The following is a 19986-nucleotide window of genomic DNA, read 5'->3' on the forward strand; positions in this document are numbered from 1 at the left end:
CCCCGCGCGAAGCCGTCCCGTCCCGAGCGGCGGTTCAGTCATCCGACCTGATCCACGGCTTCTTCCCGCCACCGAACGTGATCTCGTACCCCTGGCAGTCCGTACAGGTGCCGAAGCCGAAGTCGCCGAAGGTGAGCCGGTCACCGGAGAGCCGGAAGGTCGCGTCGATCTCGACCGTCCCCGAGGCGTGCATCCGGTCCCGGAAGACCTCGTACGCCCACTGCTCCACGTCTCCGCCCGGATCCGTCTTGGTCAGCACGCCGTTGTGGAAGGTGATGGTCCAGGTCCCGTTGGGCGGCCCCTGCGACCGGTCCTTGGGCAGGGCGATCCAGTCGTCGTCCGTCATGGTGCGCTTCCATGTGCCCTCCAGGGGGCTGGACACCTGCTGCTTCGGCCGGCAGGACGCGCTGTCCGGTGCGGCACCGGTCTTCTTCTTCAGCGCCTCGATCTCGTCGAGCCAGCCCGCGGTGCGCGCGTTCCTCCGCAGCTCGTCGTACACGGGCTGCACCGTGTCCCGCAGAGCGCGCAGCTGGGCGGCGGACGAGCTCGGGATCTCCATGCCCAGCCCGCACAGGGCCTTGGCGGACTCGCGGTCCTCCTCCCGGGCCGCGTCGATCGCCGCGGCCTGTCGGCCCTTGAGGGTCCGCGCCAGCAACTCCCGCTGGCCGCCGGTGAGCCGGTCGTGCGCGGCCGGGCTCATCAGGACGGCGAGGGGCCGGGGCCACAGGTCGAGATTGCCGGTCACGTAGCCGGCCTGCTCGTTGGTGTGCCGCCCGACGACCGTCCCCAGCTGGAACTCGACACCGTCGAAACCGGCGAGGTCCACGTCCGCGGGGGCCGGCACGGGGGTGGCGCCCAGCGCCCGGTACGTCGACTCCACCAGCGAGGAGTCCGAGACCGCGAACCTCCGCCCGGCGAAGGACCGGACGTCCAGCACCGGACGCTCCACCCCCACGACGCGCTTCAACGGCCCGGGCAGCACACCGACCGCGTGCAGTCCCGCGTCCGCGAGCCCCGCCGCCATCCGGTCCGCGACCCCCGCCTCGAAGACCGCGGCCTGCAGTTCGTAGCTGTCCACGAGCAGCGGCGCGAGCAGGGCCTGGAAGTCCGGCGCCCCGACCCGGTCCAGTACCCGGACCCCCACCCAGGCCAGGTCGACCTTGTTCTGCCGTACGTCCTGGACCGTGGCCGTCTCCGCGTTCTTCTCGCCCTCGCGGTACTCGTCCCGGAACTCGATCCTGAGCGACCCCTTGGAGCGGCGCCGCACCTCCCGCGCCCACTCCTCGAGCTGGCCGGGCCTGATCGTGCCGCCGATGTTGGCCAGGGTGAGCACGGTCGCCTCGGTTCCGGCGCTCCCGCCGGCCCGGTCCCGGGACTCACAGGCCGTACCCGCCAGCAGTAGTCCCGCCAACGCCAACGCCACGGCCCCCGACCGGCGTTTGTGTCCGTACACAGGGCACCTCCCTCTTCGCGATGCCCCACGAACGTAGGAGCACGGGCGCCGCGGCGGCATCGGGGACCGCCCTGGACCCGTTCCCGCCGGAATCAGGGACAGCCCTCTCCCGCTACGGGGGCGCGCAGCCGCATCATGCTGCCCGTACCGCCGTGTTGTCTGCCGCGCGTGCCTGTGCGTGCTGCCGAGGGGGTGGGGATGCGGGAGATGCCGCCACGCAGACTGCTGCTGGGCCTGCTGCCGGCCGTCTGCGCGGGCGTCGCTCTCGGCGCGGGCACGCTCGCGCTCGCCGCGCGCCGGCCGGGCTACTCGACCGCGTACACGACGCCGTACGGCGAGTTCGCGCTGCTCGCGGCAGGGTGGGTGGTGATGCTTGCCGCCTTCGCGCTGGCGCGGCGCGGTCGCGCGGGCCGCTGCGCGGGGCTGCTGTTCCTGGCCGGCTGCGCCTGGTTCCTGGCCGAGTGGGACACCCCGGGCGCTGGCTCCGGCTGGGCCTTCTCCCTGGGCCTGGCCCTGCATCCGGTCTGGCCCGCGCTCCTGGCCCACGCGGCGCTGTCGTTCCCCACCGGACGCCTCGGATCGTGGCCCCTGCGGGCCCTGGCCGCGGCGGGGTACGGGGTGACCCTCGGTGTCCAGGGGATCGGAACGGCCCTCATCACGGAGCCGGACGCCCGCGGCTGCGCGGGGTGTCCGCCCAACTGGTGGGCGGTGGCCGACGATCCCCGGCGCTCGGCCGCCCTGGAGCTGCTCGGCGTGCGCGCGGGCGTCGCGTGGACGGCGGTCGTCCTGGCCGCCCTCGCGTGGCGGCTGACGTGGGCAAGTGCCGCCCGGCGACGGGCACTCGGCCCGTTCACGCTCGGCGCGGCCGGCTGCCTCGCCGCGGTCGGAGCGCGGTACGCGCACGGCCTGGACCGGGGCTTCGTCGGCTCCGACACACAGGACGGCCGGCTGTGGCTGCTCCAGGCGGCGGGGCTCGGCCTGGTCTCCGGCGCCGTGTTCGCCGGACTGCTCCAGGCCCGTCGCACCCATCGGCGGCTGACCCGCCTGGTGATCGGGCTCGGCGGCGCGATGAGCCCCGCCCACCTGCGCGAGGCCGTCGGGCGCCGGCTGGGCGACCCAGGACTGGACATCGCGTACGCCGTCGAGGGCGCCCGCCACATCGATGCGACGGCCCGCCCCGTCACCCTCCCTCCGCCCCCGGACCGGGAGGCGACACCGCTGCGTTACGGCGGCCGGGAGATCGCCACCCTGCTCCACCGCCCGGGCCTGCTGGACCGCCCCGGCGCGGCGGACGACCTGGTCGCGGCCGTACACCTGGCGCTGGAGCACGCACGGCTGCACGCGCAACTCCTCGACCAGCTCGCCGCCGTCAGCGCGTCCGGCACCCGCATCGTCCGGGCGGGCGACGAGGAACGCCGCAGGCTCGAACGGGACCTGCACGACGGAGCACAGCAGCGCCTGGTCGGCCTGGTCCTGGCCCTGCGCGCGCTGCGCACCCGCGTCCCGGCCCACGCGGAGCAGCTGCGGGCGGCGGAGGACGAGGTCCGTGCGGCGATCAGCGGACTGCGCCGGCTCGCCCGGGGCATCCATCCCGTACTGCTGCGGAACGCCGGGCTGGCCGTCGCGCTCGACGCCCTGGCGGAGGAGCGCGAGTTGCGGGTGGCGCGGGTGCCGGCGGTCCGCTTCGCGGACGTGGTGGAGTCGACGGTGTACGGGTTCGTCGAGCGGGTGACGGAGGGACGCTCGGCGACCGTGGAGGCCGTGGCGGAGGGGGAGCGGCTGGTCGTCCGGGTGCGGACGGAGGGGGAGGAGGGGGGTGCGGAGACGGCGGACCTCGTGGACCGCGTGACGACGTTGGGAGGGACGGTGGAGGGGGCGGGGGAGGGCGGCCGGTGCTGGACGTTGACCCTGCCCGCGCCGCGGTCGGACGGAGCCTCGGAGCCCGACGCGTCGGCGCCGTAGCGGAGCGGGGCCGGTCCCGGAGGTCGCGGACCGCCACCCGTACGGACACACCCGCGAGCGCGCCCCGCGGCTGTCTGCCGGTTGTCTACGTGTATTTCCGGCCGTGATCGAAATTGTCACCATCGGGCAACCGCCCGCGGCGCGCCTCGCGGGAACGCTCCCACGGCGCGCTCTCCGGTCACTGAGGCGCGTTCCCCGGCGACGCGCCGCCAGCAGGTCCCGCGCTTGCCGGTCTCGAACCGGAGGAGGGCGGATCCGCTTGCGCGGCACGCCGTGCCACGCACGCCAACATCCGTCGTTCACTGCCCAGTTGCCCGAGAGTCGCGCGGGGCGTTGGTTGAACCCGGTACGAAATGGCCGACAGTTCACTGGCTGCGCCAGCTGTCCGGCGGTCACCATGCGTGCACGAAGCCCCACGGGCAGCACGTGCCGTCCGGGGCTCCCTCTTTCGTGTCTTGGCATGTCTATGAAGAAGGCCGGTTCCCTTCCCGGCCCCGGCTAGGAAGGACTCGGTCATGACCGGTCGGATCTGGGCGTGGCGCAAGTGGCGGACGTTGCCACTGCTGCTGGGGCTGGCACTGCTGCTGTCGCTGCTGTCGGGGAGCGGATGGCAGCCCCGTACGGAGCCGGTGGCGAGCGTATGGCCGGCCGGGAGCTGCATACCGGGCGAACCGGCGCCGGAGGACGCCCCCGCGCCGGCCGCCGCACTGGCCGAGCGCACCGTGAGCCCGGACGACCGCCAGAGCACCGTCCTGAAGAACCAGGGCGCCGAGGTGCGGATCACCCCCGCGGCGGTGAAGTCGCCCACGGCGATCGGCGTGCAGCCGCTGTCCGGCCGTGAACTGCCCACGCTGGGCGCCGGCATGGCGAACGTGACGAGGGGCCCGGAGGGCTACCGCTTCACGCCCACCCCGCACCTCTTCACCGACGCCCTCGAGGTCAGCCTGCCGTACGACGAGGCGGCGCTGCGTGCCGCCGGGATGACGCCGCAGGACGTGCGGACGTACTACTTCGACGTCCTGGAGAGCTGCTGGCGGACGCTCGAACTGCTGCGGATCGACGAGGAGAACGAGCTCGTCGTCTCCCGCACCGACCACTTCACCGACATGGTCAACGCGACCGTCGTCGCCCCGGAGACCCCGGACCAGGTGTCGTTCGACGCGAACGCCATCAAGGGGATCCAGGCCGCGGACCCGGGCAGCGGGGTCAACATGATCGCCCCGCCGTCCGCCACCCAGCGCGGCGACGCGAGCCTGTCGTACCCGCTGACGCTGCCCGGCGGGCGGGCCGGCATGCAGCCCTCGCTGGCCCTCGCCTACTCCTCCGCCGCCGACTCCACCTGGGCCGGCACCGGCTGGGACCTGGCCGTGCCGTCGATCGGCGTCGACACCCGCTGGGGTGTGCCGCGCTACGACACCGCCACCGAGACCGAGACGTATCTGATGGGCGGCGAGCAGCTCACCCCGGTCGCGCACCGCGGGGCGCCCAAGCCGCGTACCGAGAACAAGGTGTTCCGCAGCCGCGTCGAGGGCGGCTTCGCCCGCATCGAGCGGCGCGGCGACTCACCGCGCACCTACAGCTGGGTCGTCACGGACAAGAAGGGCGTGCGCTGGTTCTACGGCGGTGAGGGCGCCGTCCTCACCGACGACGCCGGCAACGTCTTCTCCTGGGCGCTGCGCGAGACCCGCGACCTGACCGGCAACACCGTGCGCTACCGCTACGCCGTCGTCGAGGACGCGGGGGTGCGGGGCGGCACGGTCGCCGGGCGGAACCTGTACGTCAAGGAGATCGCCTACACCGGACACGGCGACCAGGACGGCCCGTACAAGGTCACCTTCGTCCGGGACCGCGACCTGTCCGAGCCGCGCCGCGAGGACGTCGGCATCGACGCGCGCGGCGGGTTCAAGCGCGTGACCGCCGACCTGCTGCGCCGGGTGGAGGTGCGGCTGAACGGCACGCCGGTGCGGCGCTACGACCTCGGCTACACCACCGGGGCCTTCAGCAAGACCCTGCTGGCGAGCGTCACGCAGCGGGACGCCGAGGCGCAGGTGGTGGGCACCCACGAGTTCGACTACTTCGACGACATCCGGGACGCCTCCGGCGCGTACGACGCCTTCGCCCGGGTCGGCTGGGACTCCCCGGACGACGGGGTCCGCAACTCCCTCGTCGACGGCGTCCGTTCCGGCGCAGGCAAGGCCAGCGCGATCGGCGGGCACACGTCCACCGGTGTCGGCGGCCATCTGTACGTCGGGTTCGGCACCAGCCGGACCAAGACCAACTCGATCGGCGTGAAGGCCGGCTTCAACAGCTCCAGCGACGAGGGCCTGCTCGCCCTGGTCGACCTGGACGCCGACTCGCTGCCGGACAAGGTGTTCAAGGACGGCGACACGTACGTCTTCCGTAAGAACCTGTCCAGGCCGGGCGGCGAGCCCCGGTTCGCGGCGACGAAGACCGAGGTGACCAGTCTGCCCGGGCTGGACGCCGAGTCGGCGAGCACCCGCACGGTGGGCGTCGAGGGCTATCTCGGTGCGATCGCGGCCCAGATCGACCACGTCGACACCTTCACCACCAGCGACCGCTACTTCACGGACGTCAACGGCGACGGCATCGTCGACCTGGTCAACGGCGAGTCCGTGCTGTTCGGCCGGGTCGGCGCCGACGGCACCCCGGTCTTCGGCGGCGTCCAGGACACCCCGGCGCCGATCGACTCCGGGCAGGTCGACGGGAGCGGGATCCTCCCGGACTTCGGTGCCGACCGCGAGCGGCGGATCGAATCCTCCCCGCTGGTGGACAGCGTCCGCCGGTGGACCGCCCCCTACGACGGCACGGTCCGGATCACGGGCGCCGTGACCCTGCCCGCGGCCCAGGGCGAGCGCGAGCAGTTCACCGACCCCGATGGGGTGCGGGTGGCCGTCCAGCACGAGGACACCGAGCTCTGGTCCGCCCGGATCGAGGAGAGCGACCGCACCGCGCACACCCCGCAGAACGTGGACGCGATCCAGGTCCGGCGCGGCGAGGACCTGTACTTCCGGGTCGGCTCGGTCTTCGACGGCTCCGCGGACGCGGTCTCCTGGGACCCGGAGATCACGTACACCGGTTTCGAGGCGGTCGACGCCAACGGGCTGCCGCTGCACTCGTACACCGCCTCCGAGGACTTCACCCTCGCCGGCCGCCGCGGCACCGTGACCGTCCCGCTCGCCGGCACCCTGCACCTCACCGGCGACGTCACCCTGAAGCGCGCGCTGACCGACGACGTCACCGTGCGGATCACCAAGGCCGGCGACCCGGTCCTGGAGCGCACCCTGCGCGCCGGGGCGCCCGGCACCGTCGACGTCGACCTGAACGTCGACGTGACGGAGGACCAGGAGCTGTCCTGGCGGATCACGACCGACTCCGCCGTCGACGTCACCGCCCTGGAGTGGACGCCGCGCGCCGAGTACACCGGCACCGCAGGCCCCACCGGTCCCGCGGCCGACGACGACCGGTTCGCGCCCGCGTTCTTCGCCCCGTACGACATCGACACCTATCCGGCGGACCGCGGCACCGCTCCCGTCACCCCGTACACCGCCACCGCCGACGGCACCCTGACCGTCACCCCCGCCCTGAGCGCGCAGGCCGGCGCCACCGGCACCGCCGTGTTCACCGTGAAGAAGCACGGCGCCCTGCTCGCCAAGCGGACGGTGAACCTCGGCACCGACCCCGAGCCGGTGCAGGTCGCGGTGACCGCGGGCGAGGAGCTGTACTTCGACTTCGCCGTCGCCGACCCGGAGCTGGCCGAGAAGATCACCGGCGGTACGGCCACGGTCGGCGGCGGCGAGGAGATCACCGCCGCGGTGCACCGCGCCGTCGCCGAGGGCGTGGCGGGACGCCCGTACCGGGGCTGGACCATGACCGGCTACAACGGCAACCGGGACCGGGCCACGCAACCCATCCGCCAGTCCGACCTCACCGGCGAGTCCATCCGCGACACCCTCCCGCAGTCCGTGGACCCGGAGCAGGACGCCGACGAGTTCGCCGCCGACCCCCGGATCACCGCGCCCGACGTGATCCCCTACCTCCCCGACACCGAGCACCGGCGCTGGGGCTCGGGCGAGTTCACCTGGGTCGCGGCCGCACAGAGCTCCAGCTCCCGCTACGGCGGCCAGAGCCTCGGCCTGCCCACCGCGGCCGACGTGGCGTCCGGGCAGGCCGTGCCGCGGATGTCCCGATCCCGGCAACTCTCCCTCACCGGCGGCCTCAGCGGTGACATCGGCACCCTCGGCGGCAGCATCGCGTCCGGTACGTCCCAGGGCGTCCTGGACTACCTCGACATGAACGGTGACGGCTATCCGGACGTCGTCGGCTCCGGCGGGATCCAGTACACCGGCCCGACCGGCGCCCTGGGCGCCACCCGGACCGACGTTCCCGACGGCGCGGTGCGCGAGTCGGAGAACCGCACCGGCAACGCCAGCGCGGGCAGCGCCGCACGCACCATCACCACGGGCAAGGGGCATGGTGCCCCGCCCGGCTGGGGCAGCGCGGACACCGCCACCTCCGGCAACGACATGCCGCCGCTCGGCGTGGGCGGCAGCCTCGGCTCCGGCACCTCCGAGGGCGAGTTCGACCTGGTCGACATCAACGGCGACGGTCTGCCCGACCGGGTGTACGACGACGGCCGCGCCGCCCTCAACCTCGGCTACCGCTTCGCCGCCCCCGAACCCTGGCCCGGCGGCCGGCTCAACCAGGGCGCCAGCTCCAGCTCCGGCGTCAACATCGGCTTCAACACCGACTTCTACGGATTCGCCGGCGGCGCCTCCTTCGACCAGAGCGACGCGAACACCAAGAACTCCCTGATGGACGTCAACGGCGACGGCCTGCTGGACCGCGTCGCCACCGGCGACCCCATCAAGGTCGCGCTGAACACGGGCAACGGCTTCGCCGACTTCGTCCCGTTCAACGGCAGCCTGAGCGGCGTCAACGCGGGCCGCAACGCCAAGCTGGGCGGCGGCGTCTACTTCCGCATCAGCTTCTGCGCCTTCCTGGTGACCGGCTGCCTGATCGTGAACCCGGGCGCCAGCGTCTCCACCGGCGCCTCAGCCGAGCAGCAGACGCTGCGCGACATCAACGGCGACGGCTTCGCCGACCACCTCGCCTCCGACTCCGACGGCCAGCTCACGGTCGCCGCCAACCGCACCGGCCGGACCAACTTGCTCAAGTCCGTGACCCGGCCGCTCGGTTCGCGCTTCGACCTGGCGTACGCCGAGGCCGGCAACACCTACGACCAGCCCGGCCACCAGTGGGTGATGTCGCAGGTGAAGATCGACGACGGCCTGACCGGCGACGGACCCTCGGTCCAGACCCACACCTACCGCTACGAGAACGGCGTGTACGACCGCCTGAACCGCGAGTTCCTCGGCTACGGCAAGGTCGTCACCCAGGACCGCGACACCGACTCCACGGTCTACCGGACCGCCGAGCGGACGTACGACACCAGCGGTTACCACACCCGCGGCCTGCTCACCCGGGAGACGGTGGCCGACGGCGCCGGTCGGCGCTTCACCGAGACCGTCCACACCTACGAGTCCCGCAGCCTCGGCTCCGACTCGGTGTTCCCGATGCTGGTGCGCACCGACCGCCGCTGGTTCGAGGGCCAGGACCAGCCCGGCAAGCAGACGCGGGTGGACCGGGCGTACGACGACGCCGGCAACCTCTCCCGGGAGATCGACTACGGGGACGTGGGCGACGCCGACGACACCGACACCGCCATCGGCTACTCGGACTGCGCCGACACCCACGTCCTCGGCGTGCCCGACGCGATCGAGGTACGCGGCGGCGGCACGGTGATGCGCTCGCGCGACTCCGCGGTCGACTGCGCCACCGGTCTGGTCACCCGTCACCGGGCGCTGGCGGCGGACGGTACCGCCTCCGTCACCGACCTCACGTACCACGACACCGGGACCATCGCCTCGGTCACCGGCCCCGCCAACCACCGCGGCCAGCGCTTCCAGCTGAGCTACGGGTACGACGACACCACCGGCACCTACACCGTCCAGACCCGCGACAGCTTCGGCTACGTCTCGACGTCCGCGTACGACCTGAGGTTCGGCGTGCCCACCCGGGTCACCGACGTCAACAACCAGGAGCTGCGCACCACGTACGACGCCGTCGGCCGGGTCACCTCGGTCACCGGCCCGCACGACCTGGGTGCCGGACGCCCGACGATCGCCTTCAGCTACCACCCGCAGGCGTCCGTCCCGTACGCGGTGACCCGGCACCTCGACCGCACGGCCGCCGGCACGGTCCGGGCCGACACCATCGACACCGTCACCTTCACCGACGGTCTCGGCCGGGTCGTCCAGACCAAGAAGGACGCCCGGGTGGGCGGCCAGGACGTGATGACCGTCTCGGGCCGTACCGTCTACGACGCCTTCGGCCGGGCCGCGCAGCAGTACTACCCGACCACCGAAGCCAAGGGTCCCGCCAACGAGGAGCTCAGCACCGGCTTCGACGCGGTGGCACCCACCGCCCTCACCCACGACGTCCTCGACCGCACGATACGTACCCGGCTGCCCGACGGCACCGAGTCGGCCACCGGGTACGGTTTCGGCGCCGACCGGGCCGGCGACCGCCGGTTCGAAGTCGTCACCACGGACGCCAAGGGCATCGCGACCCGCACGTTCAACGACGTCCGGCAGCAGACCACGGCCGTCCTGGAGCCGGGAGCGAAGACCGGGGACCAGGGGGCGTGGACCTCGTACGGCTACGACGCGCTGGGCATGCTCACCCGCGTCACCGACGACAAGAACAACGTCACCACCTCCTCGTACGACAACCTCGGCCGGCGCGTCGAGACGGTCAGCCCCGACGCGGGCCGCACCACCACGACGTACGACCCGGCGGACAACGTCGTCCGCAAGGTCACCGGCAATCTGGCGGCGGCCGGCCAGGCGGTCACGTACACCTACGACCACAACCGGCTCACCGACATCACCTACCCGGTCTTCACCGGCAACGCCGTCCACTACACCTACGGCGACCCCGGCGCCTCCGACAACGCGGCCGGCCGCATCACGGTGATCAAGGACGCGGCGGGCGAGGTCCGGCGCGGCTACGGCCCGCTCGGCGAGACTGTCCGCGAGTCCCGCACGCTGCCCGGCCCCGGCCCGCAGATCCGCACCTTCACCACGGGCTACGACTACGACAGCCTCGGCCGGCTGCTGAAGCTCAGCTATCCGGACGGGGAGGTCCTCTCCTACGCCTACGACAGCGGCGGCCATGTCACCGCGGCCACCGGCGTCAAGGGCGGCTACACCTACGACTACGTCGACCAGGTCGACTACGACAAGTTCGAACAGCGGACCGCGGTCGCCCTCGGCAACGGCACCCGCACCTCGTACACCTACGACGCCGAGGACCGGCGGCTGGCCACCGTCAACTCCACCCTGCCGACCGGCTACACCTTCCAGAACGTGTCGTACGACTACGACGAGGTGGGCAACCTCACCGAGCTGACGAACGACACGCAGCGGCCCGACTCGGCGAACACCCCCAAGCTGGGCGGCCCGTCCACCCAGACCTTCGGCTACGACAACCTGCACCGCCTCACCGAGGCGTCCGGCAGCTACGCGTTCGCGGCCGACAAGACCGACGCGTACACGGTGTCGACCAGCTACGACAGCATCCACAACATCACCGGCAAGTCCCAGCGCCACGCGATCACCGTGGGCGCCGACACCGGCGGCGACCCCGGCACGGTGCAGGAGCAGCAGCGCACCACGTACACCAACGCCTACGCGTACGGCTCACGCCCGCACGCGCCGTCGCAGGTGGGCACGCTGGCCCTGACGTACGACCGCAACGGCAACCAGACCGACAGCGTGTCGTCGGAGCCGGGCAACCCGCGGCGCCAGCAGATCTGGGACGAGGACAACCGCCTCGCCTGCGTCTTCGACACCGCGAAGAACAGCACCCAGCCGCAGGAGCCCGCCGCCTGCAACCAGCCGGGGCAGCCGCCGTCCGTCCGCTTCACCTACGACGACCGGGGCAACCGGGTGGTCAAGGACGGCTCACAGACGACCCTCTACCCGAACCAGTTCTACACCGCGCGCAACTCCAACGAGTTCAAGCACGTGTTCATCGGCACCACCCGGGTCGCCACCCAGTGGTCCAAGCCGGGCGGCGCTTACGAGAAGGACCAGTTCTTCTTCCACGGCGACACGCTGGGGTCGACCAGCTTCGGCACGGACGTGAACGGGCAGCTCGCCGAGCACCTCAACTACTTCCCGTCGGGGGAGACGTGGGTCGACGAGCATCCCGGCACGAAGAACCCGTTCCAGTTCAGCGGCAAGGAGAACGACCAGGAGACCGGCTACTACTACCACGGCGCCCGCTACTACGACCCGCGCTCAGGCGTCTGGGAGTCCTCCGACCCGGCACTCGGCTCCTATCTGGACGGCTCGTTCAACGGCGGCGCCACGAAACCACCGAACCTCCAGCTGTACGGCTACGCCTACAACAACCCGGCCCGCTACACCGACCCGACGGGACTCGGCTCGGAGGACCAGCCGTTCAACCTGGGCAACCATCTGCGGGAGACGTACACCCTGAACCACGACCAGGCGCTGCTGATGGTCGGCAGCTATCTGCAGAGCATCCATCCCGGCGCCAGGGTGACGTACGACCTCCAGACGATGACCGGCGGTCGTGACCCGCAGAACGTCCTGCCCAGCGGTGAGCGCATCGACCTGATCCTGTGGACGAACACGGGGATCTTCGTCTGGGACGCGAAGCATCTGGGCGGAGGCGCGGAGGCCGCGGGGCCGGGCGAGGTCAAGAGCTACGTCAGTCAGCTGCAGGCGGCACGGCTGGCCGCGCGCGACCCGCGCCCCGTCCTCACGGGATCCGAGATACCCGAGCTGCGGGCGCCGTCCCAGCAGAACCCGAGCGCCACGCTGCGGGTCCGCTCCTCGGAGAGCTTCCCCAACACCGGAGTGATCACCTACACCACGGCGGCCCAGCAACCGGTGCCACTGCCGGTCCCGATGACCAGCCCCAGGTCGGACCCGACGCCGTACACGGCGCCCACCACCCAGCAGCAACAGGCACTGGGCGCGGCGGCGATCCTCGGTACGACGCTGCTGTTCCTGCTGTGGCTGGTCGCCGGGTGAGACGGTGAGGTGGCGGGCGGCGCGTGCCGGATCGCGGCGCGCGACCGCCGTCCGCCGCCCCGCCCTTAGACCCACTTCCGCCGTACCGCCTCCATACCGAGCTGGAGGCGGGTGCGGGCGCCCACCTGCTCGCAGAGGCGGTGGATGTGGCGGCGTACCGTGCGGACGTTCCAGCCGAGGGTGCGCGCGATGCTGTCGTCGGTGTGGCCGGCGGCCAGCAGGCCCATCAAGTCCCGGTCGGTGCTGTCGAGATCGGCGCCGGCCGCGGACGCGTCGAGGTCGGCGAGCCCGACCGACCGCGCCCACACCGCCTCGAAGAGGGCGCACATCGCATCCAGCAGCGCCGAGGAGTGGATCAGGTACGACGCGTCGGCGCTCTCGGCCGGGATGAGCGCCTTGCGCCCGTCGCACAGCAGCAGCTTCATCGGCACCTCGCCCACCCGGGCGCGTTCGCCGCGTCGCACGCTCTTCCAGATCTCGTCGATGCGGCCGGGCAGCGCGATCGCCGACCGGTCGTAGACCACCCGGAACTCGATCTTGCGGACGTCCAGGCCCTGCGCTTCGTACTCGCTGCCCTCCCCGACGTACGGCGGCCGGTCGAAGAGGCAGACCTGCCTGCGGGCCTCCTGGTGGAGGAGGGTTATCGCCCTGCGTACGTTCTCGGGGCCCTCGACGATCTCGACCAGGTCGGCCGGGTGCTGACGGGTGGCGGCCGCCCGGCGGTGGATCTCGGCCAGGCCCTGCACATGGCGGCGCAGTTGCAGCAGTTCGTACTCGCGGCCCGCGATCAGCGGCGCCGCGACCTCGTCGGGCGCCACCGCGGCGAACCGCGCCGGCCGGCCCGGCAGTCGGGTCGCGAGCCCCCGGCTGACCAGAACGGCCAGCGTCCTGACGATCCGGCCGCGCGACAGCGTGAGTTCCGCGGTGAGCGTCGAGGCGTCCGCCTGCCCGCACCGCACCAACGCCTCGTAGACCTGTGCGTCCTGCTCGCCGAGTCCCACGGCTTCCCACATGCTGGCGCGTCCTCTTCAGGTCAGGTGTCCGGAACATGCAACCTACATCCTCTTGATGGCCAGGTCAGGCCGTGGAAGCGTCCCGCCGTTGGCTTCAGTGAGGGAGCGTGGGGTGGACGTGGCACGTCGGACATGGCGGTGGCTGACCGGGCTGCTGGTGATGGGGTTGGTGGTGGCCGGGCTCAGCCTCGGGGTCGCCGCGCCGAGCACCGCGGCGCCCGCCGGACCGGAGCCCGGCGCAACGGCGTCGGAGGATCCGGCGCCCGTCGCCGACCCGCAGTACGAGCCGGCGGACTGCAACACCCTCACCGCCGAGGAGTTGAACGCACCGGTACCGGTCGCGCGTTGCTTCGCGCTCGGTCTGGCCGCCGAGAGCGGCCAGACCGTGCAGGACGTCGCGCCGCCGATCACGGCGACCAGCCCCGCCGCGCTGCAGCAGGCCTACCACCTGCCCGACGGCGGCGAGGGGATGACGGTCGCGATCGTCGACGCCTACGGCTACTCCAAGGCCGAGTCCGACCTGGCGGTCTACCGCAGCTACTACGGCCTGCCCGCCTGCACCACCGCGAACGGCTGCTTCACCAAGATCGACCAGCGGGGCGGCACGGACTACCCGCCGGACAACGCCGGTTGGAGCGTGGAGAGCGCACTCGACCTCGACGCCGTGTCGGCCGTGTGCCCCAAGTGCCGCATCCTGCTCGTCCAGGGCGACTCGGCGGGCCTCGACGACCTCGGCAAGGCGGTCGACACCGCCGCGTCGCGGCCCGGGGTGGTCGCGATCTCCAACTCCTACGGCATCGACGGCGAGGCCCCGGGCGTGGGCACGTTCGACGCCTACTACGACCACCCGGGCATCGCGGTCACCGTCTCCTCGGGTGACACCGGCAACGTCCAGTCGTGGCCGGCGACCAACCCGAAGGTGACCGCCGTCGGCGGCACCAAGCTGGTCAGGGACAGCGGTTCCGCCCGCGGGTGGAGCGAGTCGGCCTGGGGCACGGTCCTCGGCGGCGCCGGCGGCGGATCGGGCTGCTCGCTGTACGAGCCGGCCCCGGCGTGGCAGCTGGACACCGACACCTCGTGCGGCACGCGCAAGGCGACCGCGGAGATCTCCGCCGTCGGCGACCCGGCCACCGGCATCGGGGTCTACAACACGGTCGGCCAGTCCGGCTGGTCGCAGTACGGCGGGACCTCGCTGTCCGCCCCGCTGGTGGCGGCGATGTACGCGCTGGCCGGTACGCCGACTCCGGGCACCTACCCGGCGTCGTACCCGTACGCCGCCAAGTCGCGGTTCACCGACATCACGGCCGGAGTGAACGGCCCCTGCGGCAACAAGCTCTGCCAGGCGGGCGCCGGCTGGGACGGGCCGACCGGCCTCGGCACGCCGTACGGCGTCGCAGGGCTGACGCAGGGTGAGACCGGCCAGATCGCCGGCACCGTCACCGACGCCTCGAGCGGGGACGCGCTGTCCGGCGTCACCGTCAAGGCCACCACCGCGGACGGCCCCGCCTTCACCGCGACCACCGGCGGCGACGGGCGCTACGTCCTGCACGCCCCCGCGGGCACCTATTCGGTGGCCGCCTCGACGTTCGGCTACGAGCCCGAGACCGCGGCCGACGTCCAGATCACCGTCGGCGAGCAGGTGAGCCATGACTTCGCGCTGACCAAGCTCGCCACCCGGACCGTGTCCGGCACCGTCGCCGACGCGGCCGGCCACGGCTGGCCGCTGCGCGCCAGGATCACCGTCGCCGGCCAGCCGGGCCAGTCGGTCTACTCCGACCCCTACACCGGCCACTACTCGCTCTCCCTCCCGGCCGGTACCGGCTACACCCTGCACGCCACCGCGGCGGACCTGTCCGGCTACTCCGCCGCCGACGTACCGGTCGACCTGACCGAGGGCAGCGGCGCGGCCACGGCCGACATCGGGCTCGGCGTCGACATGAAGCTGTGCACCGCCACCGCCTACGGCTGGATCTACGACGGCACCGGGACCGACTTCGAGGGCTGGACGGGGAAGACCCCGAAGGACGGCTGGACGGTCACCGACGCCAAGGCCAACGGCCAGACGTGGGCGTTCGACGACCCCGGGCAGGCCCACAACCACACCGGCGGCAGCGGCACGTTCGCGATCGTCGACTCGGACTACTACGCCACGGGCGCCGGGCAGGACACCAGCCTCGTCTCGCCGGTGATCGACCTCAGCTCGGTGGACACCCCGTCCATCGACTTCGACACCAACTACAACGGGGTCGGCGGCCAGACCGGCATGGTCGACTACAGCATCGACGGCGGCCAGACCTGGACCAACGTATGGACGAAGACGTCCATCACCAGCGTCCGCGGACACGTGGCCATCCCGATCCCCGCCGCTGCCGGCCAGTCGCAGGCGCGGGTGCGGTTCCACTTCACCGGCTACGCGGGCGCCTGGTGGGAGCTCGACAACGTGATCATCGGCCGCGGCCGGACCTGCGGGGCCACCCCCGGCGCCCTGGTCGTCGGCGTCGTACGCGACAACAACACGGGTGAACCGCTCACCGGCGCCACCGTCACCAGCGACACCGCGCCGGCCGAGTTCGGTGTCACCAAGGCCACCCCGGACGACCCGGGCCTGCCCGACGGCTACTACTCGCTCTTCTCGACCCGGACCGGGAACGCCGCCTTCACCGCGACCGACGGCCGCTACACGCCCGGCAAGGCCGGCCTCGACCTGGCCGCCGAGAAGGTGACGAGGCACGACTTCGACCTGCGCGCCGGACACCTGACGACGGACACCACCTCGATTCGCCTGACCGGGCAGATCGGTCAGTCGCAGCCCCCGGCGTCCCTGTCCGGGACGGTGACCTTCGGCAACGACGGCACCGAGCCGGTGCACGTCAAGCTGGAGGAGACCGACGCCGGGAACACCCCGACGGCCACGGCCTCCGGCGCCCCGACGATGGTGCTCCCGGCCGACACGAGCTTCGCCGCCCCGACGGGCTCGGCGTCGGCGGCGACCGCGGCCGCAGCCGCCGAGCCGGCTCAGACCGACGGGCAGGAGCCGGCCGCCGCGCCGTGGACACCGATGGCGGACTACTCCGGCCCGGTGATGGACAACGCGGTCGCCTCGCACGCGGGCAAGGTCTACGTGCTCGGCGGCAGCAACGGCTCGGCCGCGTCCTCCACTGCCGGCGTCTATGACACCGCCGGAGGATCCTGGACCCCGATCGCCAACCTCCCGGAGTCGCTCAACGGGGCCTCGGCCGGCTTCGTCGGCAAGACGCTGTACGTCGCGGGCGGCTGGAACGCCTCGGGCGGCACCAGCAGGCACACCTACGCGTACCACCCCGCGGACGACACCTGGACCCGGGTGGCGGACCTGCCGGCCGGGGTCAGCGCGGCCGGGACCGCGGTCCTCAACGGCAAGCTGTACGTCATCGGGGGCTGCACCACCGGAAGTTGCACCCCGGCCTCGAAGACGGTCCGCAGCTACGACCCGGCGGCGGACAGCTGGACCGCCGAACCCGCATACCCGGGTGTCGTGGCCTTCACCGCCTGCGGCGCGGTGGGCGGCGAGGTGGTCTGCGCCGGCGGCGTGAACGCGGACGCCAACAAGCCGACGACCGCGACGTACGCCCTGGTGCCGGGCACCGACGCCTGGACACCGCGGGCAGCCCTGCCGGTCGACGCCTGGGGTGCGGCGTCCGCGACCGCGAACGGGCGGCTGCTGGTGCTGGGCGGCTCCATCAACGGCGGGAAGTCGGTGACCAACCAGAACTTCTCGTACGACCCCGCGACCGACCAGTGGACGGCGCTGCCGAACTCCAACAACTCGGTCTACCGGGGCGGGGCGGCCTGCGGCGTCTACAAGGTGGGCGGCACGCCCGGCGGCTTCAAGCCGGTGCCGTACGCGGAGGCGCTGCCCGGCTACGACCAGTGCGGCGGCGACGTCCCGTGGCTGGCGGCGAACGACACCGAGTTCGACGTCGCCCCCGGCGCGACGGTCACCGTCCGGATCACCGGCGACGCCGCGGGCATCACCCAGCCCGGCGACTTCGCCGCCGCCCTGGACGTCGGCACGGACACGCCGTACGCCACGGCCGGGGTGGACGTGACGATGCACGTGGACCCGCCCGTCTCCTGGGGCAAGCTCATCGGCACCGTCACCGACACCGACGGCGCGCCGGTGGGCGGAACGGTCGTGCAGATCTGCGGCCAGTGGTCGACGAAGGGCGGGTGCGGCCCGGTCGGCTACACCCTGCGGACCGACAAGTCCGGCCACTACCAGCTGTGGCTCGACAAGAGTCTCAACTCGCTGGCGGTGCAGGTGTCCAAGGACGGCTTCAAGCCGCAGGTCCAGGTGGTCAAGATCAAGCAGGGCGAGGTCAGCACGGCCGACTTCACCCTCGTCGGACTCTGACCTGCGCCTGTACCCGCCCGGTACCTCCGCCTGCAGGCCGACCTGACCCGTGGTCCGGCCGGCCTGCAGGCGGAACCGGACAGCCCGGGTGTGGCCCGTGTCGGCGTGGCGGCCGCCTCGGCGACCGTCACCTCGCGCCTACTCCTGGAGAACGGACAGGATGTTGCCCGCCGGGTCGGTGAACCACGCGATCTGGGGGCCCATGCCGCGGACGATGCCCTTCTCGTCCGCCTCGAATCCGGGATAGCGCTCGAACGTCACGCCCTTGGCGGTGAGTTGGTCGACCGCCTGGTCGATGTCGTCCACGGGGAAGTTCAGGACGGTGAACGTGGCCGGCTGATGTGTGTCCTTGGGGTAGACGAGCAGTCTGTTGCCGTCGGCCAGGTGTACCCACAGCCCCTCGCCCGCGTCGCGCACGTCGAGGCCCAGGGTCTGCCCGTAGAACTCCTTCGCCTTCTCCAGATCGTCGACCGAGAATCCGCTGAACGCCTTGCTCTTGCCGAACATCGTCGTACCTGCCTCTCCTGCGGAGGCCGTCGGCTGCCGGTTCCCGGGAGGGTGCCCGGCGGATGGCAGGCGGCCGCAGCCTCCGCACCCTCCCATCGTCCCGCTGCGGCGCCGGACCGGCCAGCGGCGGGTCCGTACCGGTCGTGTCGGGCGGCGATACGCCGCTCCAGGGTCACCGTAGAGGTCACTGCTGCGCGCTCCGTTCCGCGTCTGCCTCCGCCTGTGCGGCCTCCGCGAGGGCGGCGAGGGTGTCCAGCCTGCTGGCCCACAGGGCCGTCAGATAGTCGGCGAGCGGGCCCAGCGCCTCGCGGTCCGCCCGGTAGATGCGTTTCGTCCCATCCTTGCGCAGGACGACCCCCCATGGCTGACATCGCTCTGCAGATCACCGTCGACGCCGCCCCGGCCGCCGTACGCGACGCCGTCACCACCCGCGAAGGCATCGCCGGCTGGTTCACCAGCGGCGTCGCGGTGGACGGCGGCGTCCAGCTGCTGACCTTCCCTGGCTACCCGGGTGGACCGTGGCGGTTCGAGATCACCGAGGAGTCGGCGCAGCGCGTGGCCATGAGCGTCGTCGCCGGCCCGCCGCACTGGATCGGCGCCGAGATCGTGTACGGCCTCGAGGCCGCCGGCGGCGGCACCGTGCTGCGCTTCGACCACACCGGGTTCGCGGCCGTCGACGACGAGTTCCGCTGCGTGGCGCAGACCTGGGCGGAGCTCCTGACCGGGCTGCGGGCGTACGCCCAGGGCGGCGTGCCCGCGCCGAAGTTCGTGGTCGAGGCGCCGCTGGCCGAGGTCGCGCGGGTGTTCGCCGACACCGTGCGGGCCGTCCCGGCCGAGGCGCTGGACGGCGCGACGCCGTGCGCGGAGTTCACGGTCGGCGGGCTGCTCGGCCACCTCGCGCCCGTACTGGCGAACTCGGCGCTCGCCGCGCGCAAGCAGCCGCTGTCCGCGGAGCCCGTCGACGCCGCGCCGACGTACGTCGCGGAGCTGGCGCTGGCCGCCGCTGCCGCCTGGGCGGAGCCCCGCGCGGTCGAGGGCGTGACCGTCTTCGGCCCCGGCGAGATGCCCGCGGAGTTCGCTCCATGATCACGCTGCAGGAGCTGGCGCTGCACGGCTGGGACCTGGCCCGTGCCGTCGGCCGCCCGTACCAGGTCAGCGGCGCCGCCGCCGCGGTGCTGGCCGTGGTGGAGCAGATAGCCGAGCAGGCCCGCGCCACCGGCGGCTACGGCCCGGCGATCGCCGCGCCCGCCGGCGCCGACGCGTTCGCCCGCGCGCTGGCCGCGTCGGGTCGCGCCGCCTGAGAGGGAGCGGAAGCCGCCTGACGGGGAGTGGAGGCCGCCCGACCAGGCATGGAGGCCGCCTGACCAGGCGTGGAGGCCGCCTGACCAGGCGTGGAAGCGAGCGCTGCGGGCCCCCCCAACCGCCCCAGCGCGCACCACGCCCCCCGCGGGCGGTACGGCCGTCCGCTGGCAAACATGGAGGGAGGATGTACCCAGGTGGCGAATGATTGAT

At 72.6% G+C, this 19986-nt stretch carries 8 protein-coding genes; 5 read left to right on the forward strand and 3 right to left on the reverse strand.

Annotation, left to right across the window (positions count from 1 at the left end):
• Positions 1 to 34 precede the first annotated feature (34 nt).
• Positions 35 to 1453 carry a TRAP transporter substrate-binding protein DctP gene (gene dctP / locus AB0M28_RS24910; RefSeq protein ID WP_365408992.1) on the reverse strand — a complete coding sequence of 473 codons (1419 nt, stop codon included), beginning with the start codon at positions 1451 to 1453 and terminating at the stop codon, positions 35 to 37.
• A gap of 207 nt (positions 1454 to 1660) precedes the next feature.
• Here dctP and AB0M28_RS24915 point away from each other — a divergent pair, with 207 nt between their 5' ends.
• Positions 1661 to 3415 (forward strand): histidine kinase, encoded by a 1755-nt coding sequence (locus AB0M28_RS24915; RefSeq protein ID WP_365408995.1) that lies wholly within the window; start codon positions 1661 to 1663, stop codon positions 3413 to 3415.
• 515 nt (positions 3416 to 3930) lie between these two features.
• Entirely contained in the window at positions 3931 to 12561 is an 8631-nt protein-coding gene (locus AB0M28_RS24920) for a SpvB/TcaC N-terminal domain-containing protein (protein WP_365408998.1), read from the forward strand.
• Between the two features lie 65 nt (positions 12562 to 12626).
• Here the strand turns inward: AB0M28_RS24920 and AB0M28_RS24925 are convergent, their stop codons facing one another.
• Positions 12627 to 13574, reverse strand: coding sequence for a helix-turn-helix domain-containing protein (locus AB0M28_RS24925; protein WP_365409001.1), 948 nt, complete (start codon positions 13572 to 13574; stop codon positions 12627 to 12629).
• Positions 13575 to 13686: 112 nt separating this feature from the next.
• Between AB0M28_RS24925 and AB0M28_RS24930 the strand changes: the two genes are divergently transcribed.
• Complete coding sequence (locus AB0M28_RS24930; protein WP_365409004.1) at positions 13687 to 17967, forward strand: carboxypeptidase regulatory-like domain-containing protein; 4281 nt, start codon at positions 13687 to 13689, stop codon at positions 17965 to 17967.
• Positions 17968 to 18105: 138 nt separating this feature from the next.
• Here the strand turns inward: AB0M28_RS24930 and AB0M28_RS24935 are convergent, their stop codons facing one another.
• Positions 18106 to 18474 carry a VOC family protein gene (locus AB0M28_RS24935; RefSeq protein ID WP_365409007.1) on the reverse strand — a complete coding sequence of 123 codons (369 nt, stop codon included), beginning with the start codon at positions 18472 to 18474 and terminating at the stop codon, positions 18106 to 18108.
• Between the two features lie 360 nt (positions 18475 to 18834).
• Here AB0M28_RS24935 and AB0M28_RS24940 point away from each other — a divergent pair, with 360 nt between their 5' ends.
• Positions 18835 to 19560, forward strand: a complete 726-nt coding sequence (locus tag AB0M28_RS24940) for a maleylpyruvate isomerase N-terminal domain-containing protein (RefSeq protein ID WP_365409010.1) — start codon at positions 18835 to 18837, stop codon at positions 19558 to 19560.
• Entirely contained in the window at positions 19557 to 19775 is a 219-nt protein-coding gene (locus tag AB0M28_RS24945; RefSeq protein WP_365409013.1) for a hypothetical protein, read from the forward strand. Before AB0M28_RS24940 ends, AB0M28_RS24945 begins: the two co-directional genes overlap by 4 nt.
• Positions 19776 to 19986: the final 211 nt, after the last annotated feature.

This window comes from Streptomyces sp. NPDC051940 (assembly GCF_040680895.1).
GTDB lineage: Bacteria > Actinomycetota > Actinomycetes > Streptomycetales > Streptomycetaceae > Streptomyces.